The sequence below is a fragment of the Sandarakinorhabdus sp. FBCC-B8862 genome (assembly GCF_059745315.1).
This window is the reverse complement of record NZ_CM185574.1, coordinates 1,239,990-1,260,346: the sequence shown is the minus strand read 5'-3', so window position 1 is coordinate 1,260,346 and position 20,357 is coordinate 1,239,990. Positions and strand designations below refer to the sequence as shown.

The following is a 20,357-nucleotide window of genomic DNA, read 5'->3' as shown; positions in this document are numbered from 1 at the left end:
CGACCCACCCCCGACCCCTCCCGCAGGCGGGAGGGGAGCCGTTCGGTCCTTTCGCACTCTGCTCCCCTCCCGCTTGCGGGAGGGGCTGGGGGTGGGAAGATCCTACCCCAACCGCGCCAGCGCCGCCTGCAGCCGCTCCGCCTCGGCAGCCCGCGCCGCGTGATCCTCGCGGGCCTTTTCCACCGCTTCGGGCTTGGCCTTTTCGGTGAAGCCGGGATTATTCAGCCGCCCGGCCAGCGCGTCGCGTTCCTTGGCGGCGGCGGCGAGGGCCTTTTCGAGGCGGGTCTTCTCGGCGGCCAGGTCGATCACGTCGCCAACCGGGATCAGCAGCGTCGCCTCGCCATGCACCACGGCCAGCCGGCCGCCGGCACCGGCGTCGCCGGGCAGGATGCGGGCCAGCCGTTCAATGGCGGCGGCGTTGGCAGCGAGGCGCTCGGCGGTCTGCTGCGAAGCGCCCTCCACCGCATAGGCCAGCTTGGCCGAGGGCGGCACATTGAGCTCGGTGCGGGCCGAACGGACTTCGGAGATCAGGCCGATCAGCCAGTCGATATCCGCACTCGCCGCCGCATCTTCGGGCAGCGCGTCGGTCGCGACCCACTGCGCCAGCACCAGATCATCGCGAATCGCCAGCTGGTGCCAAAGCTCCTCGGTGAGGAAGGGCATGACCGGGTGCAGCATGACCAGCAGCTGATCCAGCGCCCAGCCGGCGACGGCGCGGGTTTCGGCGGCCACGTCGGCATCGGCCCCTTCCGCCAGCAGCGGCTTGATAAGTTCCAGATACCAGTCGCAGAAGCGGTTCCACACGAGGCGGTAGATGGCATCGGCATAGGCATCGAAGCGGAATTGCGCGATCGCCTGTTCCAGCGCGCGCGCGGTTTGCTTCACCTCGCCGATGATCCAGCGGTTGACCGGCTGGGTGGCGGCCGGCGGCAGCGGGCTGCTGCTGCCTTCGATGCCGTTCGATTGGCAGAAGCGCGCGGCGTTCCACAGCTTGGTGGCAAAGTTGCGATAGCCTTCGATGCGGCTCTCGCTCAGCTTGATGTCGCGCCCCTGGGTTTCCATCGCGGTGAGCGTGAAGCGCAGGGCATCGGCGCCATATTTGTCGATCAGGGTGAGCGGATCGACCGTGTTGCCCTTGGTCTTCGACATTTTCTGGCCCTTGGCGTCGCGCACCAGGCCATGGCAATAAACCGTCTTGAACGGCACATCGTTCATGAAGTGCAGGCCCTGCATCATCATGCGGGCGACCCAGAAGAAGATGATGTCAAAGCCCGTCACCAGCACATCGCCGGGATAATGGCGGGCAAGATCGGGCGTCTGCTCGGGCCAGCCCAGCGTGCCGAACGGCCACAGGGCGGAGGAGAACCAGGTGTCGAGCACGTCCTCGTCGCGGGTCAGCGGCAGGTCGCCGGCCTGTGTCTGCGCTTCGGCCTCGGTCTCGGCCACGAAACATTCGCCGTTCGGCCCATACCAGGCCGGAATCCGGTGCCCCCACCACAGCTGGCGGCTCACGCACCAGGGCTGGATATTCTCCATCCAGTTGAAATAGGTTTTTTCCCAGGTCTTCGGCACGAACTGGGTGCGGCCGTCGTGCACGGCGGCGAGGGCCTGCTTGGCCAGTTCGCCGGCGTTCACATACCATTGGTCGGTCAGCCACGGCTCGATCACCACGCCCGATCGGTCGCCATAGGGCATCTGGATGCTCTTCTGCTCGATGCGCTCGATCAGGCCCAGCGCCTCGAGATCGGCCACGACCTTCTTGCGCGCATCCTCGCGGCTGAGGCCGACATAATCCGCCGGCACGCTTGTCGCGGCGCAGATGCGCGCCTCGGCATCGAGGATGTTGATCCAGCCAACCTGCTTGTGCCGTTCATACACGGCCCAATCGTTGAAGTCATGCGCCGGTGTGATCTTCACCGCGCCCGAACCCAGTTCGGGATCGGCCCATTCATCGGCAATGATCGGGATCTGCCGGCCGGTGATCGGATGGGCGATCAGCTTGCCAACCATGGCGGTGTAGCGTTCATCGCTGGGATGCACCGCCACGCAGGTATCGCCCAGCATGGTTTCGGGCCGGGTGGTGGCCACGATCACATGGGACACGCCGTTCACTGGGCCATCGGCCAGCGGATAGCGGATGTGGGTGAAGCTGCCGGCGACCTCGCGGGTCTCCACCTCCAGATCGGAAATGGCGGTCTTCAGCTTCGGGTCCCAGTTCACCAGCCGCTTGTCGCGATAGAGCAGACCCTGCCGGTAAAGCTCCACGAACACCTTGAGCACGGCGGTGTTGAAGCCGTCGTCCATGGTGAAGCGTTCATTGGCCCAGTCGCAGCTGGCGCCCAGCCGGCGCAGCTGGCGGGTGATGGTGCCGCCGCTCTCTTCCTTCCATTCCCACACCTTCTTCACAAAGGCTTCGCGGCCCATGGCGGTGCGCCCCGGCTGCTGCGCTTCGGCGAGGCGGCGTTCCACCACCATTTGCGTCGCGATGCCGGCATGATCGGTGCCCACCACCCAGCGCGCATCGCGGCCATTGAGGCGGTGCCAGCGGATCAGCAGATCCTGCAGTGTGTTGTCGAGCGCGTGGCCGATGTGCAGGCTGCCGGTGACGTTGGGTGGCGGGATGACGATGGTGAAGGGCTGGGCATCGGGCCGCGCCGGGCGGAAGGCGCCGCTTGTCTCCCAATGATTGTACCAACGCTGTTCAAAGCTGGCCGGGTCGAAAATCTTGTCGATCATGGCCAGCCGCATAGCCGCTGGGGGCGTCGCGGGAAAGCCCGTTACAGCTTGCCGGTCAGCCGCCTGATTTCCTCGCGGGCCAACTTCTCGACGATCTCGGGCATGTTGGCATCCAGCCAGGCCTTGATGTGGGGGGCCAGCAGGGATCGGATCAGCTCGTCCAGCGTCATCGTCGCGGCGGCCGGGGTGACGGCCACGGTTTCCAGCGGCACGGCGGGTTCGGCGGGCGGTTCGGCCGCTGGCGGCGCGGGCGGCGGGGTGGCGTCGTCCGGCCCGGTCACCCGCGCCCGGATGGAGGCCAGAATCGCATCGATGGAGGCCGGCGGCTCGCTCATGCCCCGATTGTTACGGCATTGGCCTTCAGAAGGCAAAGGCCGCCGGGCGGGCAAAGCCGGGCAGATCGGGGGCCGACACATCGAGGAACGGCAGCGCCGCCGGCTGGCCATCGGCGCGCAGCGGCCCGGCATAGGCCCGGCCCACGCCAGCCTCGCGCAGCACGGTCGCAACGCGGCCGCCCGGCGCCAGCTGCGCGGCAATGGCGGCCGGCACCTGGCCGATGGCGCCTTCAAACAGGATCAGATCATAAGGCGCATTGGCGGCCCAGCCTTCGGCCAGCGGGCCCTGCACCGTGGCGACCCCGGCCGCAACGGCGCTGGCGATCAGCGCGGCATCGCTTTCCAGCGCCGTCACCTTTGCCCCCATGCGGGCCAGCAGCGCCGCCGAAAGCCCGGTGGCACTGCCCACCACCAGCACGCGCTCTCCGGCCTGAACGGCGGCATGCTGCAGCAGCAGCGCCAGCACCAGCGGCGGCAACAGCCGGCGGCCCGGCGCCACCTGTTGCGCGGCATCGGCATAGGCCAGTGGCGCGAGCGCCGCCGGCAGATAGGCCTCGCGCGGCAGATCGGCAAAGGCAGCGAGCACCGCGGCATCGGTGACACCCACGGTTTTCAACTGGCTGTCCACCATGGTCTGGCGCATGGACAGATTGGGGCTGAGCGGCGCGATCCTTGTCATGCCCGCTTCTTTGCCCTGCGACGGCTTGTCGCGCAATGCTGATGTTGCGCTGCGGCAGCGTGCATATTGGCCCTCGACTTGGCCATTGCCCGTTGGGGTTTGCCCTGCTAGTGCGCTGCCTCCCACGCCTCGAGGCCCGATGGCGGAGTGGTGACGCAGCGGACTGCAAATCCGTGCACGCCGGTTCGATTCCGGCTCGGGCCTCCAACCTCTGGCCGGGTGGGCTGTGCTGGCGACAGACGCCTGCCCGTCGGTGCGGCCAGCGGCAATCAATCCATCAGATCAAAGGCGAACAGCGTCTGTTCGCTGAACCGCTCACCGGGGCGCAGCAGAGTCGTGGGAAACTGCGGGTGGTTGGGACTGTCGGGGATATGCTGGGTTTCGAGCGCCAGCCCGTCACCGGCGCGCAATAGCTTGCCGCCGGCGGCGGGCACGGCGCCATCGAGGAAATTGGCGCTGTAGACCTGCAGGGCGGGCTGCGTCGTGTGGATCGCCAGCCGCCGGCCGCTGGCAGGATCGGCCAGGATCGCGGCCGGGCGCAGCGTGCCGGCCGGGCCATCGACGATCATCGTGTGGTCAAGCCCGCGGGCGAGGCGGACCTGTGGGTGATCCTGCCGCAGCGCCGGGCCCAGCGGGCGGGCGCTGCGGAAATCGAGCGGCGTGTCGTCCACGGCATCGATGCGGCCGATGGGCAGCATGCGGCCATCGATGGGCACATAGTGGCTGGAAAACAGCTGCAGCACATGGCCATCGGCCGATCCGCTGCCGGCAAGGTTGAAATAGGGGTGGTTGCAGACATTGATATGGGTGGCGGCCGTGGTGGTGGCTTCAAGCGTCAGCTGCAACCGGTTGTGGCTGTCGAGCGTGTAGCGCGCCATGATGTCGACAGCGCCGGGAAAGCCGTTGTCGCCATCGGGGCTGTGCAGCATCAGGTCCACGCCGGCAATGCCATCGGCTTCGAACTGGCGCGGGGTCCACAATTTCGTGCCCCAGCCGGAACCCGCGCCGCCATGGCTGCAGATGCCGGTGGCGGGATCGGCGTTGAGGGCGTGGAACTGGCCATCAATGGCAAAGCCGCCGCCGGAAATCCGCCCGGCAAAGCGGCCGACCAGCGTGTTGAACGAGCCGCCGCGGTCCCAGCCGGCAAAATCGGCCCGGCTTAGCACGACATTGGCCGCGCTGCCGTGCCGGTCGGGCACATTGATTTCGGCGATGGCGCCGCCGCGGGCGAGGATCACCACCCGCATGCTGCCGTTGCTGAGCGTGATGGCGTCCACCACCTCGCCAGCAGCGTTGCGACCAAAGGGAGACAGGCTTGCGGTGACCATGGCGCCAGCTTGGCACGGCCGCTGGCCCGGGTGCAATCGGCCGGCGGTATCAGGCCTGCGTCAGCGTGCGCTTGAAGGCGGCGACCACATTGGCATCATAATGGGTGCCGGCGGCCTGTTCGAGCACGCCCAGTGCGGCGGGCAGGCCGAGGGCCCGGCGATAAGGGCGGTGATTGACCATGGCATCCACCGTGTCGGCCACGGAGAGAATCCGGGCCTCAGGCAGGATCTGGTCGCCCGAGAGGCCGAGAGGATAGCCGGAGCCATCCAGCCGTTCGTGATGCTGGCGCATGATGGCAGCGACAGGTTGGGCAAATTCGATGCGGCTGAGCACATTGTAGCCGGCCTCGACATGCTGCTTGACCATTTCATGTTCGAGCGGCGTAAGGCTGGTGGGCTTGACCAGCAGATCGAGCGGGATGGCGTTCTTGCCGATGTCGTGCACGAGGGCGGCCAACCGCACCATCTGGCAGCGTTCGGCGCTCAGCCCCATCTCCTGGGCGATGCGCACGGCCAGTTCCGCGACATTTTGCTGGTGGCCGGCGGTGTAGGGGTCGCGCTGTTCGATCAACTCGGCCATGGCCTGCAGCGTCTGTTCCAGCGCGCGATCAAGCTGCTGCATCTGGGCCAGCGTTTGTTGGCGCAGTTCCTGCTGTTCGCTGACGTCGTGGAAGCAGACGACAATATTTTCCAAGGTGCCATCAATCGTCCGGCACACCGGGCGGGCGCTCAGCCGGATCCAGCGCCGGCGGCCATCCGGGTGAGGGACACCAAGCAGTTGATTGTCCAAACCGATACCGGTGCGTGCAACCTGCATGATCGGATGTTCGGCACCCGCAAAGACCCTGCCATCTTCACGGATCACATCCCATTTGCCCTTCACTGGACTCCAGCCGACCATGTCGGTCTCGCGGTAACCCAGAATTTCCTCGGCAGCCGGGTTGACCCGCATCACGCGGCCATCAGCGTGATGATAGACCACACCTGTGCGCATGGTTTCGAACAGCACGCGATAATGAAGATCGCTGTTTTCGAGGCGGTCGCGGGTTTCGGCCAGCGCGGTCATGTCAGTCGCGGTCAGGGTGATCGCTGTGCAAGGGCCGTTGGCCGGTTGCCGTTGCAGGCGAACATGCCAATGGCGGCCTTTGACGCCGACATAATTCTGTTCGAACTGTCCATGCTTCAGCGCGGCTTCGATGAATGACCGCCATTGTTCCGCGCGTGAACTGTTGATGGCGGTGCGAAGATCAAGGCCGGCAAAACTGCTGATCCCCAGTGAAGCCGACAGCCAGGCATTGGCAGCTTCGTTGCCATAGATGATCTCGAAGCCGGGATAGGTCATCACCATCACCACATCGGCGATCTTGGCGATGACTTCGTTGGCCAGCGACTTGTTCAACGCTTGCAGTGCGCGCGCCTGCGGCATGGGCAGCCCCCGTCACAACACAGTGTGCGGCACCGGGTTGTTGCCACCCATATGCCAACATGCATCGACCCCGCAGGTGGCCGATATCATGCCCCTGCCACACATGAAAGTTGATTCATCTCCTGGCTGCTTGGAAAGATGCTCCGGACGATTGACTCTCAAATATGTTGCAAGATGGACAGTTCATTCTCTGCGGTTGGTTGCAACTTGCATCGATTGGCGTCCTCAGCTTGTGGTTGCACCTGATCAGCGTCCACGTCTGAGAGGCGATTCCCTCCCAGCCACGACAGCTTGACCTTTGGGCCGGGCATGGCAGGGCAGGGGAAACGACCGATTGGGGAGAGTGACATGGCCGGGCCATTGCAGGGGATCAGGATCATCGAATTGGCCGGGATCGGGCCGGGGCCGTTTGCCGGCATGATGCTGGCCGATCATGGGGCCGAGGTGATCCGGGTGGACCGGCCGGGTGCGCGCATCGATGCGCGTGATCCGCTGCTGCGCGGGCGCCGCGTGATCGGTGTGGACCTGAAAAGCGCCGAGGGCCGCGCGCTGGTGCTGGATCTGGTGAAATCGGCCGATGCGTTGTTCGAAGGCTTTCGTCCCGGCGTGACCGAGCGGCTGGGCCTGGGGCCGGCGGATTGCCATGCCGTGAACCCGGCGTTGGTTTATGGCCGGATGACCGGCTGGGGCCAGTTCGGGCCTTATGCCAACGCCGCCGGGCACGACATCAACTATATCGCGCTCGCCGGCGCCCTGCACGCCTATGGCCGGGCGGGGGACAAGCCGACGCCGCCGATCAACATGGTGGGCGATTTTGGCGGCGGCGGCATGATGCTGGCCTTTGGCATGGTGGCGGCGTTGCTGCACGCCAAGGCGACCGGGCAGGGCCAAGTCATTGATTGTGCGATGACCGATGGCGCGGCGGCGCTGATGGCAATGATCTGGGGCTTCCGCGCCAATGGCATCTGGAAGGACGAGCGCGGGGTCAACCTGCTCGATACCGGCGCGCACATGTATGACACCTATGAATGTGCCGACGGCAAGTTCATCAGCATCGGCAGCCTGGAGCCGCAGTTTTATGCGCTGCTGCTGGAAAAGACCGGGCTGAAGCATGATGCCGACTTTGCCCAGCAGATGAACGCGGCCAACTGGCCGGCGCTGAAGGGGCGGTTGACCGCGCTGTTCAAGACGAAGTCGCGCGATGAATGGTGCGAAATCATGGAGATGACCGATGTGTGCTTCGCGCCGGTGCTGTCGATGAGCGAGGCGCCGCACCACCCGCACAATGCCGCCCGGCAGACCTTTGTGGAGGCCGATGGCGTGATGCAGCCGGCGCCGGCGCCGCGTTATTCGGCCACCGTGACGGACAGCCCGCGGATGACCAAGTCACTGGAAACCGATGCGATTTTGGCTGATCTGGGCTATGACGATGCCAGGGTTGCGGCGCTGAAGGCGGCCGGGACGGTTCGTTGAGCCGGGCCTCCTACGCCACGTTCTGGGAGGCATCGCGCGGGCGGCTGCATGCGGAGGCGGCTTCGGCCACCCGCAGCCCGTTCGCGCGGGATCGGGATCGCATCATCCATTCGGGCGCCTTCCGGCGATTACGCTATAAAACTCAAGTGTTTGTGGCGCCCGATGGCGATCATTTCCGGGTGCGGCTGACCCACAGCCTGGAGGTGGCGCAGATTGCCCGCAGCCTGGCGCGGGCGCTGGGGGTGGACGAGGATCTGACCGAGGCGCTGGCCCTGGCGCATGATCTGGGCCACCCGCCGTTCGGGCATAGTGGCGAGGATGCGCTGGAGCGGGTGATGGCGCCGTGGGGCGGCTTTGATCACAACGGCCATACCCTTCGAATCCTGACGAAATTGGAGAATCGTTACCCCGGTTTCGATGGGCTGAACCTGTGCTGGGAAACCCTGGAAGGGATGGCCAAGCACAATGGGCCGATCTTCGAACCGGGTTGGGCGCTGGCCGGGGTGGACGCCGCCTGGCCGCTCGACCTGGCCAGCCACGCTGGGCTGGAGGCGCAACTGGCGGCGATTGCCGACGATATCGCCTATGACAATCATGATCTGGATGACGGCATCAGGGCCGGGCTGTTTTCGGTGGAAGACGTGGCCGCACAGGTGCCGTTCGTGGCCGATTGCTGGGCCGCGGTGACCGCGCGTTGGCCGGCGGTGACCGCGCGGCGGCGGCTGGTGCCCGAGTTGGTGCGCGAACAGATTGGCCGCATGGTGAGCGATCTTTTGGCCACCACCCGCGCCCGGTTGGCGGCGATTGATGCGCGGAGCGTGGCCGATGTCCGCGCCGCCGGCCGCACGCTGGCCGGACTGTCGGACGGGTTGGGATCGCAAGTCAGGGTGCTGAAGGATTATCTGCGCGCCCACATGTATCGCGCGCCGGCGGTGGCCCGGCTGCGCGATCCATCCGAACAGGTAGTGGAAGGCCTGTTTGCCGCGCTGCACGCCGATCCCGCCCGGCTGCCCGGCGATTGGGCGGCCACCTGCCCGGCCGATGAGCCGGCGCGGGCCCGGCATGTCGGCGATTTCGTGGCTGGCATGACCGACCGTTATGCGCTGAAACTCTACAAGCAACTGGTAGGGCCATCGCCCCTGCCTGAGGAGATGGTGTCATGAGCGACGTCCACGGCTTTGTGCAGCCGCGCTTTGAAGGGGTGAAAAAGGCGATGGCGGCCAGTCTGGCCAGCGGCGCCGATCTGGGCGCCAGTTTTGCCGCCACGCTGAACGGGGAGCCGATCATCGACATCTGGGGCGGCTGGGCCGACGAGGAGCGGACGCGGCCGTGGGAGAAGGACACGATCGTCAACGTTTATTCCACCACCAAGACGATGACGGCGCTGACGGCGTTGTGGCTGGCGGATCAGGGCCTGCTCGATTTCGCGCACCCGGTGGCGCATTACTGGCCGGAGTTTGCCGCGAACGGCAAGGCGGATGTGACGGTGGCGATGCTGATGAGCCATTGCGCCGGCCTGTCGGGCTTTGCCGAGCCGATGGCGCCGACCGATCTTTATGACTGGGAGCTGTGCGTGACGCGGCTGGCGGCGCAGGCGCCGTTCTGGCCGCCGGGCACGGCACCGGGTTATCATGCGCTGACCCAGGGCTATCTGGTGGGCGAGGTGGTGCGGCGTATCACCGGCAAGTCGCTGGGCACGGCGTTCCGCGAGATTTTTGCCGAACCCCTGGGCGCGGATTTCCACATCGGCCTGCCCGCCAGCGAGGATGACCGGGTGGCGCATCTGGTGCCGCCGCCCAAGGGCGCGGCCATTGCCGATGTGTCGCAATCGGAATTGACCCGCAACATGGCGACCAACCCGGCCATCGATCCGCTCGCCACCCGCACGCGCGCCTGGCGCGGGGCGGAGATTCCGGCCGGCGGCGGCACCGGCAACGCCCGTAGCGTGGCCGCCGTGCAGACGATCATGGCCAATGGCGGCATGGCCGGCGGCAAGCGGTTCCTGTCGGAAGCCGGGGTGGCGCGGGCGCTGGAGGAGCAGATTGCCGGCATGGACATGGTGCTGAACATGCCGGTGCGGTACGGCATGGGTTATGGCCTGCAGGGGGCGCTGCGCATGTTCCCCAACGAACGCACCATCTTCTGGGGCGGTTATGGCGGCAGCCTGGTGGTGTGCGACATGGATGCGCGGCTGTGCATGGCCTTTGCCATGAACAAGATGGCCGGCACCACCACGGGCGACATGCGCGCCGGCATGCTGATGGCCAGCGTTTATGCCGGGCTGGCGGCGTGAAGCGGCTTATCATCCTGGCGGCCGTGATGGCGGCACCGGTGGCGGCGCAGACCGCGCCTGATCCGCACCGTCTGGCCCTGGCGGCGGGATACAAGGCGGCGTTCACCTGTTCCGGGCGGTGGAACGCCGGGCAGGGCGAGGCGGCGATCGCGCGCGATGATCTGACCGGCATCTATCCCGAATATCAGCCGCTTGTGGGCGGCCTGACGGCGGACGTGGATGAGGCGGCGCGCACGGTTTCGGTGAAGTTTGCGGCCAATCTGCCGCCGCGCATCGCGGTGTGGCGGCCGCTGCTGGGCTGCACCCAGTTGCCGGTGGGCGCCACATCGGCGGCCGATCTGCCGCGGCTGGTGCCGGGCCTTGCCGTTCCCGATCTGGCGGCGATGGATGCCAAGCCCTGGCCGCTGGGCGATGCCGGCGCGGTGCAGCCGCTGCAGCGCAAGCGGGACCGGGCGGCGCTGGATGCGGTGGTGGCAAAGGCGTTTGAATCGGATCGCACCACGGCGGTGATCGTGCTGAAGGACGGCAGGATCATTGCCGAGCGTTACCGCGCCGATTGGAGCATGCACACGCCGCAGCGGACCTGGAGCGTGGCGAAATCGCTGACCGCGACCTTGGTGGGGCGGGCGGTGCAGAAGGGGCTGGTCGATGTGGCGCAGCCGGCGCCGGTGCCGCAGTGGCAGGTGGCCGGCGATCCGCGGGCCGCCATCACCTGGACGCAGTTGCTGCGCATGAAGAGCGGGCTGTGGACCGCCGGGCCGGGCAATCGCACCGACGAGGTGTATCTGGGTGGGGCGACGGTGGCGGAAACCGCCCCGGCCATGCCGCTGGAACACGGGCCGGGCACGCATTTCAATTACAGCAACAATGACATCATGCTGGCGGCACTGGCCCTGTCGCGCGTGGTGGCAGCGCAGGCACCGGCCGGGCAGGCTGGCCAGCATGCCGCCATGGCCTTTCCGTTCACCGAATTGCTGTGGCCGCTGGGGATGACGCGCACCACGCCAGAGACGGATTGGCGCGGCGATTTCGTGCTATCCAGCCAGGTGTGGATGACGGCGCGCGACCTGGCCCGGTTGGCGCTGCTGTATCAGAACGGCGGCAGAAGCGGCATCGGGGCGGGCGGCGAGCAACTGCTGCCGCCGGACTGGCCGGCCTTTGTGGAGCGGGCGGACGGGCCGCAGCCGGACAATCGCCCGGAAGGTTACGGCGCCGGATTCTGGCGCTGGGGCGGCCTGGGCGGGCATGACGGGGTGCCGCCGTTGCCAGCCGGCACCTATGCGATGAACGGAAATCGCGGCCAATATGCTGTGATATCAGGCAATTTCATCGTGATCCGGCGTGGATTCGATCTGCCGGCGGCGCCCTTTCCCATGCACCGCTTTGCCGCCGAGGTGGTGGCGACCCTGGAGAAAATAACCAAATAGGCACATTTTGCTTGACGAGCGTGACGCTATTGGTTATAGATGCGGCATGCCTGCGGAATCGGCCTGAAGGGAACACCCGGACGGGCCCGGTCAAGCGAAAGGGCCTTCTGACCATGGTGACCGAATTGATGCTGGCCGCGCCGCCGGCCCCTGCAACTGCGCCGAACCGGGTGCGGGCCAGCGGGCGGCGGCCGCGCACGCGGCTGGGGCGGCGGGTGTTTGGCACACGGGCCAAGCGGCTGGTGTTTCTGGATGCGCTGGCGCGCTGTGGCGATCCGGCGGTGGCGGCGCGGGAATTGGGCGTTTCGGTGTTTGATGCCTATCGCGTGCGTGATGCCGATGCCGGATTTGCCGCCCAGTGGCAGGAGGCGATCACCATTGCCTGGGAACGGGTGGAAAACCGCCTGCTGTCGGAATTGTTGAGCGAGGCCGAGGCCAAGGATGGCAAGACCGGCAATCTGCGCGACAGCAAGCTGGCGCTGGCAATATTGGCGCGGCGCGACAGCGGGGTGACGCGTGCCGGCGGCACGGCCGCACGGCCGGTGGATGGTGCCCATGTGGCGCGGATCAGGGCCGAATTGCGGGCGCTGGCCGATCTGGGCTGAGCCGGCCGATCAAGGGGGATGACGCGGCCGCGCGCGGCTGAATGCTGGAACCGGGCGGCCATGGTGCCGACCCGTGCGCGGGAGCAGCCGCCCATGGCCAAGCACAAGCCGGCAGCATCGCTGCTGGAGACATTTCGGGCGCTGCCGCGCGCGGTGCAGCTACGCTTGCTGAACCAGAATGGTGAAAATCCCCTGTTGGCGGCAATGGCCGGCGCTGGCGCGTTGCGCCCGCCGCAGCTGGCGCCGGCCGGGGATTGGGGCATCTGGGTGATCCTGGCTGGGCGCGGGTTTGGCAAGACGCGTGCCGGCGCGCAATGGGTGCATGATCTGGCCGCGGCCGGCGGACGCCGCTTTGCGCTGGTGGCGCCCAGCCTGGATGCGGCGCGCGCCGTGATGGTGGAGGGCGAATCCGGCCTGTTGGCGCTGTTGCCGCCGGGTCAGCGCCTGAGCTGGCAACCGGCGGCCAAGCGCCTGATCTGGTGCAATGGCAGCGAGGCGCGGCTTTATTCCGGCGCGGAGCCCGACGGCCTGCGCGGTGGCCAGTTCGATTATGCCTGGGGGGATGAATTTGCCCATTGGGCCCATGGCGAAGAGACGGTGATGAATTTGCGCATGGCGACCCGGCTGGGGCCCGCCCCGCGCATCATGCTGACGACAACGCCGCTGCCGCTGAACTGGCTGAAGGCGCTGTTGGCCGAGCCGGGCGTGGTGGTGACGCGCGGGCGGACGCGGGACAATGAACGATATTTGCCAAAGGGGTTCGTTGGCGCGCTGGAGCGCCGCTTTGGCGGCAGCATCACCGGCCGGCAGGAGCTGGAGGGCGAGATTGTCGAGGATCTGGACGGTGCCTTGTGGACCCGCGCGCTGATCGACCGGCAGCGCGGGCGGTGCCCAGCCGATCTGGTGCGGGTGGTGGTGGGGGTGGACCCGCCGGCCGGCGGCGGCACCTGCGGCATCATCGTGGCGGCGCTGGCCGGCGATGGCCGGGCCTTTGTGCTGGCGGATGCGAGCATCGCCACGGCGCGGCCGGAGGATTGGGCGCGGGCCGTGGTGGCCGCGGCGGACAAATGGCAGGCCGACCGGGTGGTGGCCGAAGTGAACCAGGGCGGCGCCATGGTGACGGCGATGGTGAAATCGGTGGATGCGGCGCTGCCGGTCACCGCCGTGCGCGCGGCGCGGGGCAAGGTGGCGCGGGCCGAGCCGGTGGCGGCGCTCTATGCCGAAGGGCGGGTGATCCATGCCGGGGTGTTCCCGGCGTTGGAGGACGAGCTGTGTGGCCTGCTGGTGGGCGGGCGTTATGCCGGGCCGGGGGCATCGCCTGACCGCGCCGATGCGGCGGTGTGGGCGTTGACCGCGCTGTTGCTGGGCGACCGGCCGGCGGTGCCGGGGATCAGGGAATTGTGAGGCGGTGATCTTCTCCCTCGGGGGGGGAGGAGCCTGCAGGACGGCGGGGGTTTGCATGCGGTGCGGGCTCGCCCCCTCCGCCGCCCTTCGGTCGGCACCTCCCCCAGAGGGGGAGGATCTTTGGGGGTGCGCGGTGTTTGCCGGCCCCCTCCGTCAGCCTGCGGCTGCCACCTCCCCCAGAGGGGGAGGATCTTGAAGCGTTGAACATGAAGGGGTTGCGCCATGCGATTGCCGTTTTTGCGGACCAAATCCGCCAGCCCGCCCGTGGCCCGTGGCATACCGGCCTGGGCCAGCCCCTTGGCAGACGAGGCGCAGGATTATGGCGCGCAGGTGCGCAGCGCCTTTCTGGGCAATCCGGTGGCGGCGCGGGCGATCCGCATGATCACCGAAGGGGCGGGCGGTGCCCCGGTGGACAGCCGGCCGGGCGACCATCCGGCGCTGGCGTTGCTGGGCAGCAGCGGCAGCGGCCCATCGGGGCCGGGCCTGATCGAGACCGTGGCGGGGCATCTGCTGCTGCACGGCAATGCCTATGTGTTGGCTGGCTGTGGCGGCGACGGCCTGCCGCGTGCGCTGTTCACGCTGCGGCCCGAGCGGGTGCGGGTGGAGACGGACAGCCAGGGCTGGCCGGTCGCCCATGTCTATCGCGCCGGCGGGCAGGAGCGGCGCTATCCGGTGGAGGGCGAGGGCAGCCTGCTGCATCTGCGCAGCTTTCATCCGCTGGATGACCATCTGGGGGCGGGCTGCCTGTCGGCAGCGGCGGGGGCGGTTGCCATCCACAATGCGGCGGCGCGCTGGAACCGGGCACTGCTGGACAATGCGGCGCGGCCGAGTGGCGCCTTGGTATACCAGCCTGGTGACGGATCGGTGCTGAGCCCCGACCAATATGCCCGGCTGAAGGCCGAGATGGAAGCCGCCTTTGCCGGCGCCGCCAATGCCGGGCGGCCGATGCTGCTGGAAGGTGGCCTCAGCTGGCAGGCGTTGAGCCTGTCGCCGGCCGAGATGGATTTTGCCGGCATGCGCGAGGCGGCGGCGCGCGACATTGCGCTGGCGCTGGGGGTGCCGCCGCTGCTGATCGGGCTGAAGGGGGACAACACCTATGCCAATTATCGCGAGGCCAATGTGGCGCTGTGGCGGCTGACGCTGCTGCCGTTGCTGGCGCGCATATTGGGTGGGCTTTCGGCCTGGCTGGGCTGGTGGTGGCCCGGCCTTTCCCTGGTGGTGGCCAAGGATGACATTCCGGCGCTGGCCGAGGATCGCGCCCGATTGTGGGAACAGGTGCGGGGCGCCGATTTCCTGGATGCAGCGGAAAAGCGGCGGATTCTGGGTCTTTCTGAAGGGGATGGCCAATGAGCACGATCCTGGAAGGGCTGTTGGCGCAGGCCGAGGCCCAGGGCGCGGCGCGGGTGACGCTGCAGGCGGTGATCGAGGAGGCGGCGGAAGCCGGGGCGGCGCGGGCGCTGGCCCGGCTGGGCCTGACCGATGACCATGCCGGGGCCGATATCGGCGAACTGCGCCAGCTGGTGCAGGGCTGGCGCGATGTGAAGAAATCGGCGCTGAAGAGCCTGGTTGGCTGGGCCGTGCGCAGTGCGGTCGCGCTGTTGCTGGTGGGCATCGCGTTCAAGTTGGGCCTGGTGGAAGGCGGCCGGCCATGAGCGGGCAGGCCTTGCGGATCGCTGGTTATGCATCGGTGTTCGGCCGGCCCGACAAGGGCGGCGATGTGGTGGTGAAGGGCGCCTTTGCCGGCGCCGCCGTACCCCTGCCGCTGTTGTGGCAGCACAAGCAGGATGAACCGATCGGGTTCGTTGAGAGCCTGGCCGAGGATGGCCGCGGCCTGCGCATCACCGCGCGCATCGTGGCCGAGGGCCGGGGTAGCGAGGCCGCGGCGCTGGTGAAGGCCGGCGCCATCGATGGCTTGAGCTTTGGATACCGGGTGAAGGCCGCCAGCCCGACCCGGAATGGCCGCCGGCTGGAGCGGCTGGAGCTGGTTGAAGTCTCGCTCGTGACCTTTCCCATGCAGGGCGAGGCGCGGGTGCTGGGCTGGCAGGAGGAGCAGACGGATGCTGGAAGTGAAATCTGACAATCTGGCCGGTGTGTTTGATGCCGGTGTGGAGATCCCGGGCCGGCCGGCGCTGGAGGCCAAGGCGGTGACGATGACGCCGCCGGCCAAGGGCGGGCTGGGCGTGCCGCTGGAGATTGATGCGACCATCGACCGGGTGTTGCGGGCCGCATCGCCCATCCGCAGCATCGCCCAGGTGGTGGAGGTGGGTTCGGCCAATTATCGCCGGCTGATCACCACCACCGGCGTGGTTTCGGGCTGGGTTTCGGAGACGCAGGCGCGGCCCGAGACGGACACGCCGGATTTTGCCGAGATCGCCCCGCCGATGGGCGAGCTTTATGCCAATCCGGCGGCCAGCCAGGCCATGCTGGATGATGCCGGGTTCAATGTGGAAACCTGGCTGGGCGAGGAGATCGGGCGCGAATTTGCCCGGGCCGAGGGCGTGGCCTTTGTGGGCGGCGACGGCGTGAACAAGCCGCGCGGTTTCCTGAGCGCGCCCACGGCGGCGACGGCGGATGCGACGCGCGCCTTTGGCACGCTGCAGTTCGTCACTTCGGGCGCGGCCGGCGGCTTTGCGGCGACCAACCCGCAGGACCGGCTGATCGATCTGGTGCACGCGCTGGCCAGCCCCTATCGCCAGGGCGCGGTGTGGGTGATGAACAGCGCGACGCTGGCCCGCATCCGCAAGTTCAAGACCAGCGATGGCGCCTTCATCTGGCAGCCGGGCCTGGGGCCGGACCAGCCGCAGACGCTGCTGGGCTATCGCGTGGTGGAAGCCGATGCGATGCCGGATGTGGGCACCGACAGCCTGAGCATTGCCTTTGGCAATTTCCAGGCCGGTTACCTGATCGCCCAGCGCCGCGAGACCGTGGTGTTGAAGGACCCGTACAGCAACAAGCCCTATGTCCATTTCTATGCCACCCGCCGCGTGGGCGGGGCGGTGCTGGACAGCCGCGCCATCAAGCTGATGCGCTTTTCGGCCTGAGGCGTGGCCGGGGCCGGCGGACTGACCCCCTGCCGCCGGCCCCATTTTTTCAAGGAGATCGCAATGCCCGACAATGTGACGGCGCCCGCCGTGGGCGTGGCCTTTGCCACCGACGAAATTGCCGGCGTGCACTGGCCCTTTGCCAAGCTGGCCTTTGGCGCGGCCGACGCGGCACTGCGCGTGGCCGACGCGGACGGGTTTCGGTTGCCGGTGAGCCTGGGCGGCAGCCTGCCGGGCTTTGCCGCGCCGCCGGTGGTGAACATCGGCACGGCGCCCACCATCACGGTGAGCGGGCCGTTGACCGATGCGCAGCTGCGCAGCGCGGCGGTGCCGGTGGCGGTGCAAGCACTGGCGACGACCACCCGCGCCTATGATTTTGCCGCCGGGCAACGCCTGACGACGGCGGGCAGCGGCCAGGTGCGATCGGCGGCGGTGGCGGCGGCCGAAGTGTTGCTGCACGCATCGGTGCGCGGGTTTTTCCGCGTGGGCGATGCCGCGGTGGCAGCGAGCGTGGGCGCTGGCAGCATTCCGTTGGCGGCGGATGAGAAATTCCACCTGCGGATCACCGCCGGCCAGTTCATCAGCTTTGTGCGCGACAACAACAGCGATGGCAGCCTGACCATCGTGCCGGTGGCGCCATGATCGGCCTGATCGGCGCGGTGGGGCGGGTGGGGCAGATGGGCGGACGGCGCGTGGCCCCGGCCGGCGTGCCGGATTTCAGCCTTTCGGGCAGCAGCGTGACAACGGCCTGGGGCACGGTGGCGGTAGGCGATCTGGTGCCCAATGCCGCCACGCCGGCGGGGGCCTATTTCGTGCTGGTGGGGGAACCTGCTGGCCTGGCAGTGGTGAACGGCTGATGGCAATTCAGGTGCAAACCCAGGGCGCGACCGATCTGCGGCTCAGCGCGGCCATCATCAAGACCGGCTATGCCGGCGCCGGCCGCAGCATTGGCGGCCAGACGGGCCAACTGATGGGCCATTGGCGGGCGATGTTCGTGCGCATTCCGGGCAGCGGTTTCACGCTCAACGGCGGCTATGCCATGCTGGGCAGCGATGCCAACAATGCCGGCAATTTCGCTTCGGGCGATGACACGGCGCTGCGCATCTTTGGCACCGGATCGGCCAATGCGCTGCGGCCATCCGCCCGCTATCGCAGCGGCAGCACCGAGGCCTTTGCCGGCACGGCCGGGGCCGAGGGCCAGTTCGCCGGCATTACAGCCATGAGCGCCACGCCCAGCGTGTGGCTGGTGATCGAAGGCGTCACCAACACCGGCAGCAACGCCAGCCCGGTGTGGCGGGGCTGGGGCGCGGTGTGCCAGGTGGGCAGCGCCGCGCCATCGAGCCAGGTGGCGGCCACGGCCATCGCGTCGGCCTGGATCAGCGGCACCACGGGGGCCCTGTTGCGGCAGATTTTCGCTGCGGCCGGCACCGGTTCCACCCGCACGCCCGTGGGCGTTGCCATGGAACAAGTGGCACTGGCGGCCGGCGATTTCCCGTGGGACACGGCCAACAACCGGCCGCACCATGATGCCATTGCGGCGCTGGCCGGCGGCGGGGCCAACCCGTTCCACACCTATGCCAGCCTGGTCGCGGCGCAGAATGCCGGCACCCTGCCCTATGCCAACTGCGATCAGGGGCGCGGCAACCTCGATTATCACTGGACGCTGCGCACGCTGACCGCCGGCCTTGCCAACAGCGGCACCGCCGGCACCGCCACGCTGGCGCAGCAGGACTGGAACGCCCTTACCGGCGGCCTGGTGGACACAGGCGATATCGCCCCCACCCACTGGTATGGCGGTGCGCCGGCCATCACCAACCCGGCGGTGAAGTTCACCAGCGGGCGCGCCACCCGCGCCACCGTGGTGGCCGGCACCCGCAATGATGGCGCGGCCGTGGAACGCCGCTGGGAGCGCATGAGCGACAGCACGGCCTTGACCGGGCTGGATTGGGGCGCACCGGCCAGCCAGAGCGGCGCCACCTGGCAGGTGAGCGACACGCTGCCGGTGGGCGGGCCCTATCGCCTGCGCGTGCGCTATGTCGCCGATCCCGGCCTGTCGGCCAGCTCGGATGATTGGCTGGTGGGCACAGCGGTGTGCATCAATGGCCAATCCGGCATGGAACTGATCTTCGAAGGCGGCACCGCCGGCGGCAACAATCTGAACATCGCGGTGGCCAGCGGCGCGCAAGGCGTGCTGGTCAAGCTGAACAACCAGACCGGCGGCACCGCCGCCACCTATGCCCAGCCCAGCCTGACCGTGAGCCGCCTGGTCAGCGGCGCCACCCCGGCCAACAACCATGGCGCGGTGCTGTTCGTGAACGACTGGAATAGCGCCAACCCCGGCCACCCGCTGCTGATCTGCAACATGGCGATCAACGGCACGGTGATGGCGGACTGGGCCAACAACACCACGGTGAACGGCGGCCATGCCAGCTGGACCTTCCTTGGCAATATCGGCGCGGTGGCCGGCGCCAGCAGCGGCAATGCCAGCGGCGTGGTGGAAGCCTATGCCGCCGCGCTCAACCGGCACATCGATGCCCATATGATGATGTGGACGCCGAACATGAGTTCGGACAGCGCGGTGCGCGCCAGCTATGTCGCGGCCATCGATGCGCGGTTCAGCAACGCCGCCAGCGCGCCGTTCATCGTCATGCCGCCGTGGCGCGGCCACCGCGAACCCAGCGACCTTTCCAGCCTGGTATCAAAACGGCAGGAGCATCTGGATTTCGTGGCGCAGCTGAACGCGGCGCTGGCCGGGCGCGGCGTGCTGGGGCCATACTGGGCCGATATCGTGATGGACGGCAAGCCCAACCCGGCCACCGATGGCGGCACCGGTTCGCTGCACTGCGCCTTCAACAATGCGGCCGGGGCGCTGGCCAACACCGGCGGTTCTCCGGTGAGCGATGAAAATCAGGTGGGCCAGGCCCGGCTTGGCCGCAGCCTGGGGCGCGTGCTGGCCTGGCATTGGGATCGCACGATCAAGGCACACGGCCCGCGCGTGCTGGCCGCCTGGAGCGACAACGGCCGCGCCACGGTGCAGATCGAGCTGGGCCGCGCCTGCCGCACGCTGAACGGCGCGGCGATCAGCGCCAACCAGTTCTGGGTGAGCCTGAACAACGGCACCAGCTTTGGCCGGGCCGATGGGCAAAGCGAAACCCTGACCGCCACCGGCAACCCGAATTTCACCGTGGCGCTGGACGCGACGGGCACGCGGGCGATCCTGACCCCGGCCGATGGCGGCACCGCCTGGGCGGCGGCGGGCGCGAACCTGCGCGTGGATTATGCCCGGCGCTGGCCGTTCGGGCCCACCGATCTGCCCGACGAACGGAACAGCGAACGGGCGCTGGATGGCATCTTGTATGACGACCAGACCCATCGGGGCGGCGTGAATTTCAGCGCCGGGGTGCGGCCGGGCAACCCGCTGCAGGGCAGCAACCGCACCGGCGCCGGGCTGGCCGGCGTGGCCGTGGCCACCCGTGGGCCGGCCAGGCTGGTCGCCACCGAACGCTGGACCGGCACCCGCAACGTGACGGTGCGGATGATGGCCGCCGATGGGGTGACGGTGCTGCGGGAACGGCCGCTGCCAATTGTGGCGGCCTGAACGGGAAGGGCG

18 protein-coding genes and 1 tRNA gene are annotated in these 20,357 nt (G+C 68.1%); 14 read left to right on the top strand and 5 right to left on the bottom strand.

Annotated elements, in window-relative coordinates:
* Positions 1–102: 102 nt before the first annotated feature.
* Genes AC6BOR_RS06170 through AC6BOR_RS06160 form a run of 3 tightly spaced genes read right to left on the bottom strand, consistent with a single transcriptional unit; the run spans position 103 to position 3,750 of the window.
* The gene (locus tag AC6BOR_RS06170) at positions 103–2,736 is read right to left on the bottom strand and encodes a valine--tRNA ligase (RefSeq protein WP_498060314.1); all 2,634 of its coding nucleotides are present in this window, start codon (positions 2,734–2,736) and stop codon (positions 103–105) included.
* A gap of 41 nt (positions 2,737–2,777) precedes the next feature.
* A complete protein-coding gene (locus tag AC6BOR_RS06165; protein WP_498060313.1) occupies positions 2,778–3,071 on the bottom strand; it encodes a DUF2497 domain-containing protein in 294 nt (97 codons plus the stop codon).
* Between the two features lie 25 nt (positions 3,072–3,096).
* On the bottom strand, positions 3,097–3,750 hold the full coding sequence (locus AC6BOR_RS06160; RefSeq protein WP_498060312.1) for a protein-L-isoaspartate O-methyltransferase family protein: 654 nt from the start codon (positions 3,748–3,750) through the stop codon (positions 3,097–3,099).
* A gap of 133 nt (positions 3,751–3,883) precedes the next feature.
* On the opposite strand from AC6BOR_RS06160, the gene AC6BOR_RS06155 reads away from it, so the two are divergent.
* Positions 3,884–3,957, top strand: a tRNA-Cys gene (locus AC6BOR_RS06155).
* A 62-nt stretch (positions 3,958–4,019) separates the two neighbouring features.
* Here the strand turns inward: AC6BOR_RS06155 and AC6BOR_RS06150 are convergent.
* Together AC6BOR_RS06150 and AC6BOR_RS06145 are read right to left on the bottom strand one after the other, a co-directional pair.
* Positions 4,020–5,078: an aldose epimerase family protein gene (locus tag AC6BOR_RS06150; protein WP_498060311.1), complete on the bottom strand. Its 1,059-nt coding sequence runs from the start codon at positions 5,076–5,078 to the stop codon at positions 4,020–4,022.
* A gap of 49 nt (positions 5,079–5,127) precedes the next feature.
* Positions 5,128–6,504, bottom strand: a complete 1,377-nt coding sequence (locus AC6BOR_RS06145; RefSeq protein WP_498060310.1) for an HD domain-containing phosphohydrolase — start codon at positions 6,502–6,504, stop codon at positions 5,128–5,130.
* Between the two features lie 348 nt (positions 6,505–6,852).
* Here AC6BOR_RS06145 and AC6BOR_RS06140 point away from each other — a divergent pair, with 348 nt between their 5' ends.
* From AC6BOR_RS06140 to AC6BOR_RS06080, 13 genes are all read left to right on the top strand, one after another.
* A complete protein-coding gene (locus AC6BOR_RS06140) occupies positions 6,853–7,977 on the top strand; it encodes a CaiB/BaiF CoA transferase family protein (RefSeq protein ID WP_498060309.1) in 1,125 nt (374 codons plus the stop codon).
* Complete coding sequence (locus AC6BOR_RS06135) at positions 7,974–9,140, top strand: deoxyguanosinetriphosphate triphosphohydrolase (protein ID WP_498060308.1); 1,167 nt, start codon at positions 7,974–7,976, stop codon at positions 9,138–9,140. The genes AC6BOR_RS06140 and AC6BOR_RS06135 overlap by 4 nt, the downstream gene beginning before the upstream one ends.
* Entirely contained in the window at positions 9,137–10,270 is a 1,134-nt protein-coding gene (locus AC6BOR_RS06130; protein ID WP_498060307.1) for a serine hydrolase domain-containing protein, read from the top strand. Before AC6BOR_RS06135 ends, AC6BOR_RS06130 begins: the two co-directional genes overlap by 4 nt.
* Positions 10,267–11,697 carry a serine hydrolase domain-containing protein gene (locus tag AC6BOR_RS06125; RefSeq protein WP_498060306.1) on the top strand — a complete coding sequence of 477 codons (1,431 nt, stop codon included), beginning with the start codon at positions 10,267–10,269 and terminating at the stop codon, positions 11,695–11,697. Before AC6BOR_RS06130 ends, AC6BOR_RS06125 begins: the two co-directional genes overlap by 4 nt.
* Positions 11,698–11,810: 113 nt before the next feature.
* A complete protein-coding gene (locus AC6BOR_RS06120) occupies positions 11,811–12,302 on the top strand; it encodes a hypothetical protein (protein ID WP_498060305.1) in 492 nt (163 codons plus the stop codon).
* A gap of 18 nt (positions 12,303–12,320) precedes the next feature.
* Positions 12,321–13,706, top strand: coding sequence for a DNA-packaging protein (locus tag AC6BOR_RS06115; RefSeq protein ID WP_498060304.1), 1,386 nt, complete (start codon positions 12,321–12,323; stop codon positions 13,704–13,706).
* Between the two features lie 222 nt (positions 13,707–13,928).
* Complete coding sequence (locus AC6BOR_RS06110) at positions 13,929–15,056, top strand: phage portal protein (RefSeq protein ID WP_498060303.1); 1,128 nt, start codon at positions 13,929–13,931, stop codon at positions 15,054–15,056.
* Complete coding sequence (locus AC6BOR_RS06105) at positions 15,053–15,358, top strand: DUF6127 family protein (RefSeq protein ID WP_086117075.1); 306 nt, start codon at positions 15,053–15,055, stop codon at positions 15,356–15,358. The genes AC6BOR_RS06110 and AC6BOR_RS06105 overlap by 4 nt, the downstream gene beginning before the upstream one ends.
* Complete coding sequence (locus AC6BOR_RS06100; RefSeq protein WP_498060302.1) at positions 15,355–15,783, top strand: HK97 family phage prohead protease; 429 nt, start codon at positions 15,355–15,357, stop codon at positions 15,781–15,783. Before AC6BOR_RS06105 ends, AC6BOR_RS06100 begins: the two co-directional genes overlap by 4 nt.
* The gene (locus tag AC6BOR_RS06095; protein ID WP_498060301.1) at positions 15,764–16,747 is read left to right on the top strand and encodes a phage major capsid protein; all 984 of its coding nucleotides are present in this window, start codon (positions 15,764–15,766) and stop codon (positions 16,745–16,747) included. Before AC6BOR_RS06100 ends, AC6BOR_RS06095 begins: the two co-directional genes overlap by 20 nt.
* A 63-nt stretch (positions 16,748–16,810) precedes the next feature.
* Positions 16,811–17,389 (top strand): hypothetical protein, encoded by a 579-nt coding sequence (locus tag AC6BOR_RS06090; RefSeq protein ID WP_498060300.1) that lies wholly within the window; start codon positions 16,811–16,813, stop codon positions 17,387–17,389.
* A complete protein-coding gene (locus AC6BOR_RS06085; RefSeq protein ID WP_498060299.1) occupies positions 17,386–17,604 on the top strand; it encodes a hypothetical protein in 219 nt (72 codons plus the stop codon). The genes AC6BOR_RS06090 and AC6BOR_RS06085 overlap by 4 nt, the downstream gene beginning before the upstream one ends.
* Positions 17,604–20,345, top strand: a complete 2,742-nt coding sequence (locus AC6BOR_RS06080) for a hypothetical protein (protein ID WP_498060297.1) — start codon at positions 17,604–17,606, stop codon at positions 20,343–20,345. Before AC6BOR_RS06085 ends, AC6BOR_RS06080 begins: the two co-directional genes overlap by 1 nt.
* Positions 20,346–20,357: the final 12 nt, after the last annotated feature.